This window comes from Streptoverticillium reticulum, from assembly GCF_047456005.1.
Lineage (GTDB): Bacteria > Actinomycetota > Actinomycetes > Streptomycetales > Streptomycetaceae > Streptomyces > Streptomyces reticulum.
The window spans coordinates 6,417,501-6,431,395 of the sequence record NZ_CP179755.1; the positions used below are offsets into that span (position 1 = coordinate 6,417,501).

Annotated in this window: 10 protein-coding genes and 2 rRNA genes (1 of these 12 only partly in view); 9 read left to right on the forward strand and 3 right to left on the reverse strand. The window is 70.1% G+C overall.

What is annotated here, in order from left to right:
- The 4 genes from ACMATS_RS29580 to ACMATS_RS29595 all read left to right on the forward strand — a co-directional run.
- Window positions 1-2,581 (forward strand): 23S ribosomal RNA (locus tag ACMATS_RS29580) (it extends 543 nt beyond the left edge of the window).
- A 107-nt stretch (window positions 2,582-2,688) separates the two neighbouring features.
- Window positions 2,689-2,805, forward strand: a 5S ribosomal RNA gene (gene rrf / locus ACMATS_RS29585).
- A 177-nt stretch (window positions 2,806-2,982) separates the two neighbouring features.
- Window positions 2,983-4,065, forward strand: coding sequence for a hypothetical protein (locus ACMATS_RS29590; RefSeq protein ID WP_414169626.1), 1,083 nt, complete (start codon window positions 2,983-2,985; stop codon window positions 4,063-4,065).
- A 5-nt stretch (window positions 4,066-4,070) separates the two neighbouring features.
- Window positions 4,071-4,859: a hypothetical protein gene (locus ACMATS_RS29595; protein ID WP_414170819.1), complete on the forward strand. Its 789-nt coding sequence runs from the start codon at window positions 4,071-4,073 to the stop codon at window positions 4,857-4,859.
- A 57-nt stretch (window positions 4,860-4,916) separates the two neighbouring features.
- On the opposite strand, the gene ACMATS_RS29600 is transcribed toward ACMATS_RS29595, so the two are convergent.
- Window positions 4,917-6,221, reverse strand: coding sequence for a DUF1015 family protein (locus tag ACMATS_RS29600; RefSeq protein WP_414169627.1), 1,305 nt, complete (start codon window positions 6,219-6,221; stop codon window positions 4,917-4,919).
- Between the two features lie 80 nt (window positions 6,222-6,301).
- On the opposite strand from ACMATS_RS29600, the gene ACMATS_RS29605 reads away from it, so the two are divergent.
- Complete coding sequence (locus ACMATS_RS29605; RefSeq protein ID WP_390781941.1) at window positions 6,302-7,324, forward strand: HAD hydrolase-like protein; 1,023 nt, start codon at window positions 6,302-6,304, stop codon at window positions 7,322-7,324.
- 121 nt (window positions 7,325-7,445) lie between these two features.
- Here the strand turns inward: ACMATS_RS29605 and ACMATS_RS29610 are convergent, their stop codons facing one another.
- Entirely contained in the window at window positions 7,446-7,793 is a 348-nt protein-coding gene (locus ACMATS_RS29610; protein ID WP_390781950.1) for a sterol-binding protein, read from the reverse strand.
- Between the two features lie 68 nt (window positions 7,794-7,861).
- On the opposite strand from ACMATS_RS29610, the gene ACMATS_RS29615 reads away from it, so the two are divergent.
- The 3 genes from ACMATS_RS29615 to ACMATS_RS29625 are packed head-to-tail and all read left to right on the forward strand — an operon-like array spanning window position 7,862 to window position 9,853.
- Window positions 7,862-8,092, forward strand: a complete 231-nt coding sequence (locus ACMATS_RS29615; protein WP_390781940.1) for a hypothetical protein — start codon at window positions 7,862-7,864, stop codon at window positions 8,090-8,092.
- A 13-nt stretch (window positions 8,093-8,105) separates the two neighbouring features.
- Complete coding sequence (locus tag ACMATS_RS29620) at window positions 8,106-8,912, forward strand: TlyA family RNA methyltransferase (RefSeq protein ID WP_390781949.1); 807 nt, start codon at window positions 8,106-8,108, stop codon at window positions 8,910-8,912.
- Window positions 8,909-9,853 carry an NAD kinase gene (locus ACMATS_RS29625; RefSeq protein ID WP_390781939.1) on the forward strand — a complete coding sequence of 315 codons (945 nt, stop codon included), beginning with the start codon at window positions 8,909-8,911 and terminating at the stop codon, window positions 9,851-9,853. The genes ACMATS_RS29620 and ACMATS_RS29625 overlap by 4 nt, the downstream gene beginning before the upstream one ends.
- Before the next feature lie 12 nt (window positions 9,854-9,865).
- Here the strand turns inward: ACMATS_RS29625 and ACMATS_RS29630 are convergent, their stop codons facing one another.
- On the reverse strand, window positions 9,866-11,476 hold the full coding sequence (locus ACMATS_RS29630) for a S41 family peptidase (protein WP_414169628.1): 1,611 nt from the start codon (window positions 11,474-11,476) through the stop codon (window positions 9,866-9,868).
- A 121-nt stretch (window positions 11,477-11,597) separates the two neighbouring features.
- Between ACMATS_RS29630 and recN the strand changes: the two genes are divergently transcribed.
- A complete protein-coding gene (recN, locus tag ACMATS_RS29635) occupies window positions 11,598-13,397 on the forward strand; it encodes a DNA repair protein RecN (RefSeq protein ID WP_414169629.1) in 1,800 nt (599 codons plus the stop codon).
- The last annotated feature ends 498 nt before the right edge of the window (window positions 13,398-13,895 follow it).

Consider the following 13,895-nt stretch of genomic DNA (forward strand, 5'->3'; position numbering starts at 1 on the left):
AGTACCGTGAGGGAATGGTGAAAAGTACCGCGGGAGCGGAGTGAAATAGTACCTGAAACCGTGTGCCTACAAGCCGTGGGAGCGTCGCATCAAGTGCTTGCACTTGATGTCGTGACTGCGTGCCTTTTGAAGAATGAGCCTGCGAGTTAGCGGTGTGTAGCGAGGTTAACCCGTGTGGGGAAGCCGTAGCGAAAGCGAGTCCGAACAGGGCGACCAGAGTTGCACGCTCTAGACCCGAAGCGGAGTGATCTAGCCATGGGCAGGTTGAAGCGGAGGTAAGACTTCGTGGAGGACCGAACCCACCAGGGTTGAAAACCTGGGGGATGACCTGTGGTTAGGGGTGAAAGGCCAATCAAACTCCGTGATAGCTGGTTCTCCCCGAAATGCATTTAGGTGCAGCGTCGTGTGTTTCTTGCCGGAGGTAGAGCACTGGATAGGCGATGGGCCCTACCGGGTTACTGACCTTAGCCAAACTCCGAATGCCGGTAAGTGAGAGCGCGGCAGTGAGACTGTGGGGGATAAGCTCCATGGTCGAGAGGGAAACAGCCCAGAGCATCGACTAAGGCCCCTAAGCGTACGCTAAGTGGGAAAGGATGTGGAGTCGCAGAGACAACCAGGAGGTTGGCTTAGAAGCAGCCACCCTTGAAAGAGTGCGTAATAGCTCACTGGTCAAGTGATTCCGCGCCGACAATGTAGCGGGGCTCAAGCGTACCGCCGAAGTCGTGTCATTGCAGCATAAGGACCAACGTCTGCTGTGATGGGTAGGGGAGCGTCGTGTGCCGGGTGAAGCAGCCGTGGAAACGAGTTGTGGACGGTTCACGAGTGAGAATGCAGGCATGAGTAGCGATACACACGTGGGAAACGTGTGCGCCGATTGACTAAGGGTTCCTGGGTCAAGCTGATCTGCCCAGGGTAAGTCGGGACCTAAGGCGAGGCCGACAGGCGTAGTCGATGGACAACCGGTTGATATTCCGGTACCCGCTTTGAAACGCCCAATATCGAATCAGGCGATGCTAAGTCCGTGAAGCCGTTCTGGATCCTTCGGGTGAAGGAAAGTGGTGGAGCCGACGACCCAGACTTGTAGTAGGTAAGCGATGGGGTGACGCAGGAAGGTAGTCCAGCCCGGGCGGTGGTAGTCCCGGGGTAAGGGTGTAGGCCGTGTGATAGGCAAATCCGTCACACATTGGGGCTGAGACCTGATGCCGAGCCGATTGTGGTGAAGTGGATGATCCTATGCTGTCGAGAAAAGCCTCTAGCGAGTTTCATGGCGGCCCGTACCCTAAACCGACTCAGGTGGTCAGGTAGAGAATACCGAGGCGTTCGGGTGAACTATGGTTAAGGAACTCGGCAAAATGCCCCCGTAACTTCGGGAGAAGGGGGGCCATGTCTGGTGATGGGATTTACTTCCTGAGCTGGGTGTGGCCGCAGAGACCAGCGAGAAGCGACTGTTTACTAAAAACACAGGTCCGTGCGAAGCCGTAAGGCGATGTATACGGACTGACGCCTGCCCGGTGCTGGAACGTTAAGGGGACCGGTTAGCGCATCTTCGGGTGTGCGAAGCTGAGAACTTAAGCGCCAGTAAACGGCGGTGGTAACTATAACCATCCTAAGGTAGCGAAATTCCTTGTCGGGTAAGTTCCGACCTGCACGAATGGCGTAACGACTTCTCGACTGTCTCAACCATAGGCCCGGTGAAATTGCACTACGAGTAAAGATGCTCGTTTCGCGCAGCAGGACGGAAAGACCCCGGGACCTTTACTATAGCTTGATATTGGTGTTCGGTTCGGCTTGTGTAGGATAGGTGGGAGACTGTGAAGCATGCACGCCAGTGTGTGTGGAGTCGTTGTTGAAATACCACTCTGGTCGTGCTGGATGTCTAACCTGGGTCCGTGATCCGGATCAGGGACAGTGTCTGGTGGGTAGTTTAACTGGGGCGGTTGCCTCCTAAAGGGTAACGGAGGCGCCCAAAGGTTCCCTCAGCCTGGTTGGCAATCAGGTGTTGAGTGTAAGTGCACAAGGGAGCTTGACTGTGAGACCGACGGGTCGAGCAGGGACGAAAGTCGGGACTAGTGATCCGGCGGTGGCTTGTGGAAGCGCCGTCGCTCAACGGATAAAAGGTACCCCGGGGATAACAGGCTGATCTTCCCCAAGAGTCCATATCGACGGGATGGTTTGGCACCTCGATGTCGGCTCGTCGCATCCTGGGGCTGGAGTCGGTCCCAAGGGTTGGGCTGTTCGCCCATTAAAGCGGTACGCGAGCTGGGTTTAGAACGTCGTGAGACAGTTCGGTCCCTATCCGCTGCGCGCGTAGGAGTCTTGAGAAGGGCTGTCCCTAGTACGAGAGGACCGGGACGGACGAACCTCTGGTGTGCCAGTTGTTCTGCCAAGGGCATGGCTGGTTGGCTACGTTCGGGAGGGATAACCGCTGAAAGCATCTAAGCGGGAAGCCTGCTTCGAGATGAGGACTCCCACCCACTTGATGGGGTAAGGCTCCCAGTAGACGACTGGGTTGATAGGCCAGGTGTGGAAGACCGGTAACGGTTGGAGCTGACTGGTACTAATAGGCCGAGGGCTTGTCCTCAGTTGCTCGCGTCCACTGTGTGGTTCCCGGGTTGCGAACAGTCGCACCGGTTGAACCAGTTTCACTTAAATTAAAGAGTGTGCTTGTTCGCTCGAACCCGATAGGGTTTCGGTGGTCATAGCGTTAGGGAAACGCCCGGTTACATTCCGAACCCGGAAGCTAAGCCTTTCAGCGCCGATGGTACTGCATGGGGGACCGTGTGGGAGAGTAGGACGCCGCCGAACAATCTTTCAAGGACCCTTGGTCCCAGCGTTCACGCTGGGACCAAGGGTCCTTTTTGTTTTATGTCGAAGCGCGCCTGTCGACCGGGTGCGCGAGAATGACTGCGTACCTCAAGACAGGAGTCACGTCGATGCCCACCAACTCTCGCGACGATCGATCGGGCGGCGACCCGCGCCGCGGTGGCCCGCGCGGCCCGCGTCGCGACGGTGGCGGCTTCCGCCGCGACGACGAGCGCGGCGGCTTCCGTCGCGATGACCGCGGCGGCCGTCCCACTGGTGGTGGCTCCGGCCGTCGTGACGACGACCGTGGCGGTTTCCGCCGCGACGAGCGCCGCGATGACCGTCCTTCCTTCCGCCGCGACGACGACCGCGGTGGCCCCCGTCGCGATGACCGCCGTGATGACCGTGGTCCGCGTCGCGATGACGACCGTGGCGGTTTCCGCCGCGACGAGCGCCGCGATGACCGTCCTTCCTTCCGCCGTGATGACCGTGGCCCGCGCCGTGACGACGATCGCGGTGGCCCCCGCCGCGACGACCGCCCCTCCTTCCGCCGCGACGACCGTGGTGGCCGTCCGGCCGGCGGTGGTTTCGGTCGCCGTGACGATGACCGCGGTGGCTTCCGTCGCGACGAGCGCCGTGATGACCGTGGTCCGCGTCGCGATGACGACCGTGGCGGTTTCCGCCGTGATGACCGTCGTGACGACCGTCCGTCCTTCCGTCGTGACGACCGTGGCCCGCGTCGTGACGACGACCGTGGCGGTTTCCGTCGCGACGAGCGCCGCGACGACCGTCCTTCCTTCCGCCGCGACGACGATCGCGGTGGCCCCCGTCGCGATGACCGTCCGTCCTTCCGTCGCGATGACCGCCGTGATGACCGTGGTCCGCGTCGCGATGACGACCGTGGCGGTTTCCGTCGCGACGAGCGCCGCGACGACCGTCCGTCGTTCCGTCGTGACGACCGTGGTCCGCGTCGTGACGACGACCGTGGCGGTTTCCGTCGCGACGAGCGCCGCGACGACCGTCCCTCGTTCCGCCGTGATGACCGTGGTCCCCGCCGTGACGACGACCGTGGCGGTTTCCGCCGCGACGAGCGTCGCGATGACCGCCCCTCCTTCCGCCGCGACGACCGTGGCCCGCGTGGTCCGCGCCGTGACGACGAGCGTGGTGGCTACCGTGGCCGCGACGACCGCTCGGGTGGTTACGGCCGTCGCGACGACCGCACGCGGGACCGTGACCGGGACCGTGGCGACCGCGAGCCGGTGAAGCGCCTGCCGATTCCGGACGACGTGACCGGCGAGGAGATCGACAAGGACGTCCGGCAGGAGCTGATGAGCCTGCCCAAGACGCTTGCCGAGGACGTCGCCCGCAACCTCGTCATGGTGGCCAACCTGCTGGACGAGGAGCCGGAGCAGGCCTACGAGTACGCGCGGATCGCCCTGCGTCTCGCCTCCCGTGTCGCCGCCGTGCGCGAGGCCGCCGGCTTCGCCGCGTACGCGGTCGGCAAGTACTCCGAGGCGCTGGCCGAGTTCCGTGCCGCGCGGCGGATGACCGGTTCCGTCGAGCTGTGGCCCGTCATGGCGGACTGCGAGCGCGGCATGGGCCGCCCGGAGCGTGCGCTGGCGATGGCCGGTGAGCCCGAGGTGCAGAAGCTGGACAAGGCCGGCCAGGTCGAGATGCGCCTGGTCGCCGCCGGTGCCCGCAAGGACATGGGCCAGGCCGAGGCCGCGGTGGTCACGCTGCAGAGCCCCGAGCTGGCGTCGAACTCCGTCCAGCCGTGGACCGCCCGCCTGCGCTACGCGTACGCCGAGGCGCTGCTCGCGGTGGACCGCGAGAGCGAGGCGCGCGAGTGGTTCGCCAAGGCTCTGGAGGCCGACCAGGGCGGCACGACGAACGCCTCCGACCGGCTCGCCGAGCTGGACGGCGTGGAGTTCACGGACGCGCTCGAGGAGGCCGAGACGGAGGCCGAGGAGCAGGGCGACACGGCCGCTGAGGCTGTTGAGACCGCTGAGGCCGCTGAGGCCGAGGGCGACAAGAAGGACACGAGCAGCGAGAGCTGATCGCTGATCATGCGAAGGGCGGAACTCCCGGATCGATTCCGGGAGTTCCGCCCTTCGTCAGTTCAGCGCGAGGCTCCGCAGTACCAGGCCCGTCGCCGGCTTGGGGCCGAACGACGTCGACTTGCGCGGCATCGTGACGCCCTGCTCGGCGAGTTCGCGCACGACGTCCTCGCGGACGGGGTGCATCAGCACGGCCGTGCCGCCGTGGCGTTCCGCCTGCTCGACCGCGGCCGCCGTGTCGTGGATGTAGCCGATGTGCTCGGGGTCGTCCGGCACCCGCCAGACGTGCTCCAGGAGCGTCGAGTGCAGGACCGTGGCGTCGAGTTCGCGCCAGGCCCGGGGGCGGTCGGCGGGGATCGTTCGGGCCAGGAGGTCCGGGTCGGGCCGGTCGATCAGGTGGTAGCGGCCGTCGCCGGCGAGGACGAAGGCGTTGCCCGGCTCCTCGCCCACCGCCGCTTCCGCCAGGGCCTCCAGGGCGCGCGGCAGGGGGCCATCCACGGTGCGGACCCGGAAGGAGCCGCCCAGGGCGGCCAGCGCGTCGGCGGCCGGGAGGCGGTGTAGCAGGCGGTGGATGGCCCGGACGCGGAGCGGGTAGCGGGCGGTGTCCACGAGCAGGACGAGGCCGAAGTCCCAGGGGCCGGGGGCCGGTTGCTCGGCGCGCAGGCGCAGGTAGGTGGCCCAGCGGTGGTGGCCGTCGGCGATGAGGGCCTGCTGGTGGGAGAGGTCCTCGTCGATGCGTGCCAGGTCGCCTGGGTCGGTGACGGACCACAGGCGGTGGGCGTAGCCGTCGTCGGTGGCGGTGGACAGCAGCGGCTCGGTGCGGATCACCCGTTCGATGACGCCGGCCGCGCCCGTCATGCCGTCGCCGTTGCCGCGGTAGGAGAACAGCAGGGGTTCGAGGTTGGCGCCGGTGCCGCGCATGAGGGCCGCCCGGTCCTCGACGATGTGCGGCATGACGTCCTCGTGGGGGAGGACGACGCCCTCCTCGGGGGGCGTGAGGCGCAGCGCGCCGATGAGACCGCGCTGCAGAATGCCCTCGCCGCGCTGCTCGTAGACGTAGAGCGCGGGCTCGGGATCGGGGGCCAGGACGCGCTCGTCCTGCCAGCGGCGCAGCGTCTCCGCGGCCAGGCGGTGCCGGTCGGCGGCGGTGGCGGCCTGGGGGAGGATGAGCCGGACGATGTTGTACGGGTCGGCGGTCTCCAGGAGGCGCAGGCCGTCGGGGCGCACGACGACGTCGTACGGCGGCGAGGTGACGGCTGCGAGGCTGCCCACCCGCTCGGGCACGTAGCGCAGCCCTCGGAAGGGAGCGAGCTGCAGCCCCTGTCCTGTGTGGCCGTCCTGGCCACGCCCTGGAGTGCTCATTGGGAAATGCTATGTCCCGGGGCCCGTGCGGCAATGAAATGATCGAGGAAGAGACATACAGCACAAGGAGCGATCACAGCATGAACCAGCCGACCGTCCGGACCCGGCCGAGCGCCAGTGAGCTGCGGCTGAACGAGGCCTACGACACCGCACTGCTGGATCTCGACGGCGTGGTGTACGCGGGCGGCGAGGCGATCGTGCACGCCGTGGAGTCGCTGGGGACGGCCCGGGCGGGCGGGATGCACCTCGCCTACGTGACCAACAACGCGGCCCGGACGCCGGACACGGTGGCCGCTCACCTGACGGAGCTCGGGGTGCCCGCCGAACCGGGGGACGTGATCACCTCGGCGCAGGCGGTGTCCCGGCTGATCGCGGACCAACTGCCCGCCGGGTCGAAGGTGTTGGTGATCGGCGCGGAGGGGCTGCGGGTCGCGCTGCGCGAGCGCGGGCTGGTGCCGGTGGAGTCGGCGGACGACGACCCGGCCGCCGTGGCCCAGGGGTTCGGCGGGCCGGAGATGCCGTGGGGGCGGCTGATGGAGGCCTCGTACGCGGTGGCGCGGGGAGTGCCGTGGTTCGCGTCGAACACGGACCTGACGATTCCGAGCGCCCGGGGGATCGCGCCGGGGAACGGCGCGGCGGTGCGTGTGGTGAGCCTGGCGACCGGTGTGGTGCCGCAGGTGGCGGGGAAGCCGCTGCCCCCGATGCACCGGGAGACGATCCTGCGGACCGGCGCGGAGCGGCCGTTGGTGGTCGGGGACCGGCTCGACACGGACATCGAGGGGGCGTACGTCGGCGGCGTGGACTCGCTGCTGGTCCTCACCGGGGTCACGTCGGCGGCGGAGCTGATCGCGGCGGAGCCGCGGCACCGGCCGACGTTCGTGGCCGAGGACCTGCGGGGGCTGCTGGTCCCGCACCCCGTGGTGACGGAGGACGGGCGCTGCGGCGGCTGGACCGCGTCCGTGCGGGGCGACGAGCTGGTGCTGGACGGCGAGGGCGAGCCCGTCGACGGGCTGCGGGCGCTGTGCGCGGCGGGCTGGAGCGCCGCGGGGGACGGGGTGTGCGGGCTGGACGCCGGGAAGGCGCTGGCCCGGCTGGGGCTTTGAGGTGAGTCGGGTGCGGGTGCGCTGTGGTTGCTCGCGCCCACGCGGCGGAGCCGCATATGAAACCGCCCCGCGCCCCTTCGGGGCGCGGTACTAGGGCCTGTGCCGACCCATCGGACACGCCCTAGAGCAGTGACCGCAGTCTCAGTACGTCCCGCAGGCTCGCCTGGATCCTGACGCGGCCGCCGGCCCAGGCGCGGGCGAAGTTCAGCCGGCCGTCGACCAGGGCCACCAGGTCGTCGCCGGTCATCTCCAGGCCGATCTCGGCGCGCCGCTCCGGTACGTCCTGCACCGTGCGGACGTCCTGGATGCGGCCCTCCCTGAGGTGGCCCACGAAGGTGACGCCCAGGTCGGTGAGATGGCAGCTCAGGGAGCGGTCGGGCGCGGCGGCGGCGCGGAACTCGCCGCTCGCCCCCGCGAGGTGCTCCGCCAGCCGTTCGAGTGCGTCACGGCACTCCTCGATGGTCGCCATCGTCATGGACGGTACCGCAGGGAGAGGGCAACGCCGGGAAACATCCGTTCCGGGGTAGCGTCGGAGTCATGACCGACGTGACCGACCCGACGCAGCCCCTCGGCGTCGTGTGCACCCCCACCGGCCACCCCGAGGTGGACGCCGGGCTGGCCCGGCTCGCCGACGCCGACCACCTCGCGGTGAGCGGTCACCTGGAGGTGTACGAGGATGTACACAAGGGGCTGCGCGAGACGCTCGCCGCGCTCGACCAGCGCCCCGGCCCGCCCGGGCCTCCGCACCCGCACGACAACAGGAGCTGAACCGCACGTGGCAGTGACCCGCCGCCGACTGGACGCCGAGCTGGTGCGCCGCAAAATGGCCCGTTCGCGCGAGCACGCGAGCCAGCTGATCGCGGCCGGCCGCGTCACCGTCGGCGGGGCGACCGCGACCAAGGCCGCCACGCAGGTGGAGACCAGCGCGGCGCTCGTCGTCGTCGGCGACGAGAGCGACCCGGACTACGTCTCGCGCGGCGGGCACAAGCTCGCCGGCGCGCTGGCCGCCTTCGTGCCCCAGGGCCTCGTGGTGGAGGGCCGCCGGGCGCTGGACGCGGGAGCGTCGACGGGCGGGTTCACGGACGTCCTGCTGCGGTCCGGCGCCGCCCACGTCGTCGCCGTCGACGTCGGCTACGGGCAGCTCGCCTGGTCGCTGCAGAGCGACGAGCGGGTCACCGTGAAGGACCGCACGAACGTACGCGAGTTGACGCTGGAGCAGATCGACGACGTGCCCGTCGACATCGTCGTCGGCGATCTGTCCTTCATCCCGCTCGGCCTGGTGCTGCCCGCGCTGGTGCGCTGCGCGGCCCCTGACGCCGACCTCGTGCTCATGGTCAAGCCGCAGTTCGAGGTGGGCAAGGAGCGGCTGGGCAGCGGCGGCGTGGTGCGCAGCGCCGAGCTGCGCGCCGAGGCCGTGCGCGGCGTCGCCGGGCGCGCCGCCGAGCTCGGACTGGGCGTACTCGGGGTTACGGCCAGCCCGCTGCCGGGGCCCTCCGGCAACGTCGAGTACTTTCTGTGGCTGCGCGCCGGTGCGCCCGAACTGGACCCGGCGGACGTTGACCGTGCAGTGGCGGAGGGGCCCCGTTGACCACTTCAGAAGCACCATCGGCAGCAACACAGTCCGGGACGGGCTCACGTACCGTCTTCCTCCTCGCGCACACGGGACGGCCCGCGGCCATCCGGAGTGCGGAACTCGTCGTCAACGGGCTGCTGCGCTGCGGCATCGGGGTGCGGGTCCTCGCCGAGGAGGCCGCCGACCTGCCGCTGCCGGCCTCGGCCGAGCGCGTGGAGACGGGGCCCGGCAGCCCGGACGCCCTCGCGGGCTGTGAACTCCTGGTCGTGCTGGGAGGTGACGGCACGCTGCTGCGCGGTGCCGAGTTCGCCCGGGTGTCCGGGGTGCCGATGCTGGGCGTCAACCTCGGACGGGTCGGCTTCCTGGCCGAGGCCGAGCGGGACGATCTGGACAAAGTCGTCGACCGCGTCGTGACGCGCGCCTACGAGGTCGAGGAGCGGATGACCCTCGACGTGCTCGTGCGCACCGACGGCGAGATCGTGCACCGGGACTGGGCGCTGAACGAGGCGTCCGTGGAGAAGGCGGCGCGCGAGCGCATGCTGGAGGTCGTCACCGAGGTGGACGGGCGGCCGGTGTCGCGGTTCGGCGGTGACGGTGTGGTGTGCGCGACGCCGACCGGGTCGACCGCCTATGCGTTCTCGGCCGGCGGGCCGGTGGTGTGGCCCGAGGTCGAGGCGCTGCTGATGGTGCCGATCAGCGCGCACGCGCTGTTCGCCAAGCCGCTGGTGACGGCGCCGGATTCGGTGCTGGCGGTGGAGGTGCAGCCGGAGACGCCGAACGGGGTGCTGTGGTGCGACGGCCGGCGCAGCGTGGAGCTGCCGGCCGGTGCGCGGGTGGAGGTGCGGCGGGGAGCCGTGCCCGTCCGCTTGGCGCGGTTGCATCATGCGTCGTTCACTGACCGGTTGGTCGCGAAGTTCGCGTTGCCCGTTGCCGGGTGGCGGGGGGCGCCGCACTAGTGCGGCGCCCCGTCAGGGGCGCGGGGAACTGTGCGACCGGCCACCGACGGCCTGCAGCCGACGCACTGCCTCCGGGGTCCGGGGCGCAGCCCCGAGAACCTCGAATGCGGGCGCGTCGTGGCTGATCGCGCAGTTCCCCGCGCCCCTGACGGGGCGCGAAGATCCGCCGGACACGCCCCTGGTGCGGCAGCGCCCCTTACGGGGCTGGCCCAGTCGCCTCGTGGCCTCCATCAGTGCCGAGTCGCGGCCCGATGCCAGTTCCTCCTCCGTGAAGACCGGAGTCGCGACATCCGGGGCGATGCCCCGGATGTCGTACGTCGTCCTGCCGTCCCGGGCGTCCACGAACTCCTCGTTCGGCAGGCCGAAGGTCCAGCCGTTCGGGAGGTGGCGGCCCAGGACGTCCGAGAACGAGCCCTGCGTGTTCTCGCCGATGCGGACGGGCGCGGGTGTGCGGCCCATGAGGGCCTGTGTCGTGGTCTCGCCCGCACTGATCGTCAGGCGGCCGGTGAGGACGGCCACTTGGCCCGTCCAGACCGGGCCGCCGCGGTGCGGGGCGACCGGCACCGGCTCGGCGGGCGTGAAACTCCCCGGGTTCTGCGGGTCGTTGCGCGCGTGCTTGAGGTAGGCGGTGTACGGACGGTCCGCCAGCCGCTCGGCCACGCGCAGGCCCAGCCGGTCCGAACCGCCCCCGTTGAAGCGGAGGTCGAGGATCAGGCCGCGCAGGGACGCCGTGCGTTCCGGGGTGAAGACGGCGTCCAGGGCGCGGTCGAGTTCGGCGCTGTCCGCCTCGTACGTGCCGTCCTTCGTGTAGCCCTCGAAGCGGGTGATGCGCAGGTAGCCGGTGCCGTCCGGGAGGTCGGCGTAGGAGACGGCGCCCTGGGCCCAGGACCGCAGGGGGACGCCGACGGCGTGCGCGACCGCCTTGTCGATGCGCGCGATCGACTCGCGCGTCGGCGTGGCGGTGTCCGCGCGGTGCCCCGCGTACAGCTTGGTGAAGTCGTCGCCGGTGCCGTTCTTCAGGTAGGTGTGGCCGTCGTGGAGCGGCTCGATCATCTGCTGCAGGACGGCGAACAGTTCGTCCGGGGTGGTCCGGGCGGTGACCCGGGGGCGGTAGCGGTCGCGTACGGCCTGCCAGTCGATGCCCCGGGCGGCGAAGAAGGGGTAGTTCTCGGCGTACGTCTGCCAGAAGGTGTCGAAGACCGCCCGCGGGTCCTGGGCGGGATGCGGGTCGCGGCAGGCGGCGGGCAGGGCGGCGATGCGCCGCAGGGTGCGGTGGCCGGCGTCGTCCGCCTGGCCCATCCGGGCGCGGCCGGGACCGGCGGCGGTCAGTGTGACCGGGGCCTCGCCCTGTTGCCGGAACGGGCCGTCGGCGTGGGGGCGGGACGCGTCCATGCCGCCGGGGAGGCAGCCGGCGGCCGTGGTCTCGTAGCTGCGCAGGCGGCGGCCGTCCTGGTCGACCGAGACGACTGTTCCGTAGCCGTCCGTCCGCCACACGCCGTCCAGGGAGCCCGGGGAGCGGGAGCCGGCGGCCGTGGCCGTGGCGCCCGCGACGGTGGCCAGGGTGACGGCGGTGGCGAGCACGATCGTGGCGGCGCCGCGGCGGCCGCGGACTCGGGTGGTCATGCTCCGAGCCTGGCCCCGCAAGGGCTGCCGGGGCCATGGAGCGGTCACCCGGACCGGTGGTGGGGCTGCCCCCAGGAGGGTGAGTGGGGGAGGCCGTCGCGAGGCGGCCCCGGAACCTCGTATGGTCGTATCCGTGTTGGAGGAGATGCGGATCCGGTCCTTGGGCGTCATTGACGACGCGGTGGTCGAGCTGTCACCCGGTTTCACCGCGGTGACGGGCGAGACGGGTGCCGGCAAGACCATGGTGGTCACGAGCCTGGGGCTGCTGCTCGGCGGGCGCGCCGACCCTGCGCTGGTGCGGGTCGGGGCCAAGGCCGCGGTGGTCGAGGGCCGGCTCGCCGTCGACCGCGGCTCGGCCGTGGCCGTACGGGCGGAGGAGGCGGGTGCCGAACTCGACGACGGCATGCTGCTGATCAGCCGCACCCTCTCCGCGGAGGGGCGCTCGCGCGCCCATCTCGGCGGGCGCAGCGTGCCCGTGGGGCTGCTGGGCGAGCTCTCCGAGGAGCTCGTCGCCGTCCACGGGCAGACCGACCAGCAGGGGCTGCTGCGGTCCGCCCGGCAGCGGGAGGCCCTCGACCGGTACGCGGGCGCCGCGGTGTCGGTGCCGCTGACCAAGTACACCGACGTCTACCGCCGGCTGCGCGCCGTCGCCGCCGAGCTGACGGAGCTGACCACGCGGGCCCGCGAGCGCGCCCAGGAAGCGGATCTGCTGCGCTTCGGCCTGGACGAGATCGCCGCCGTCGAGCCGGTGGCCGGCGAGGACGCCGAACTGGCCGCCGAGGCCGAGCGGCTCGGGCACGCCGAGGCGCTCGCCGCTGCGGCGACGGCCGCGCACGCGGCCGTTGTCGGGAACCCCGAGGATCCCGAAGGCGTCGATGCGGCGACGCTCGTCGCCGGGGCGCACCGGGCGTTGGAGGCTGTGCGGTCCCATGATCCTGTGCTCGCGGCGCTCGCGGAGCGGCTGGGGGAGATCGGGATCCTGCTGGGCGACGTGGCCGGGGAGCTCGCGGGGTACGCGGACGACCTCGACGCCGACCCCCGGCGGCTGGCCGCCGTGGAGGAGCGGCGGGCCGCCCTGGGCCACCTGACGCGCAAGTACGGCGCGGACGTCGAGGAGGTCCTCGCGTGGGCCGAGCAGAGCGCTGCGCGGCTGGGCGAGCTGGACGGCGACGACGACCGGATCGGAGAGCTCGTCGCCGAGCGGGATGCCCTGCGGGCCGAACTCGGGGCGCTGGCACAGGAGCTGAGCGAGGCGCGCGCCGAGGCGGCGAAGCGTTTCGCTGACGCGGTCACGGAGGAGCTGGCGGAACTGGCCATGCCGCATGCGCGGGTGGCCTTTGCCGTCCAGCAGTCCGAGGCCGGGGATGCCGAGTCCGGCATCGAGGTCGCGGGGCGCGCTGTCGAGTACGGCCCGTACGGGGCCGACGAGGTCGAGCTGCTCCTCACCCCGCACCCGGGCGCGCAGGCGCGGCCCATCGCCAAGGGGGCCTCGGGGGGTGAGCTCTCGCGGGTGATGCTGGCCGTCGAGGTCGTCTTCGCGGGTACGGATCCTGTGCCTACCTATTTGTTCGACGAGGTTGACGCGGGGGTCGGCGGCAAGGCCGCCGTGGAGATCGGGCGGCGGCTCGCGAAGCTCGCCGAGTCCGCACAGGTCGTGGTGGTGACGCACCTGCCGCAGGTGGCCGCGTTCGCGGACCGCCATCTCGTCGTCGAGAAGACGCACGACGGCTCGGTCACGCGCAGTGGGGTCTGCGCCATGGAGGGCGAGGCCCGGGTGCGGGAACTGTCCCGCATGCTGGCGGGCCAGGAGGACTCGGAGTCGGCACGGGCGCATGCGGAGGAGCTGCTGGCCGTGGCCGGTGCCGTCCGTCGTTCGGGTCGGGGGCGGGCCGGGAGCGGGGCGGGCCCTTCCGGGGACTGAACTTTTTGCGGCGGGCCGTTCCACGCGGGGGTGCTCTCTTCTCATCGCCGCAAAAAGTTTTTACGTCCCTCTCCAGGGCACGCGCCGCTCCCGGCACGCCCCCTCGCCCCGGTGACCAGTTCTGTAGCGTGGGCTGGATGATCATGCAGCGGAGATGGACGGGTGTGGGGTTCGGGGCTGCTGCCCTTGTTTCGTTCGGGGTTTACGGGGTTTTGCGTGCCCGTAAGCCTGGTGGGTCTCGGGTGTGGGAACGGGTCAATCGCGCTGGGCGGGGCGTTGACTTGTGCGCCGGGCCTGCGGCGGCCGCGGGGGTTCTTGCGGGTCTCTCCCCCCTCCCTTCGCCGGTTCGGGGGGCCGGGGCGTTGGCCGTTGTGACCTCTGCCGTGTGCGGGGCCTATGACGATCATGCCGGTGCCGGTGATCCTCGTCGGGGGTTTCGGGCTCATCTCGCTGCCTTGCGGGGCGGGGAAGTCACCAGTGGGGCGGTCAAGCTCTTCG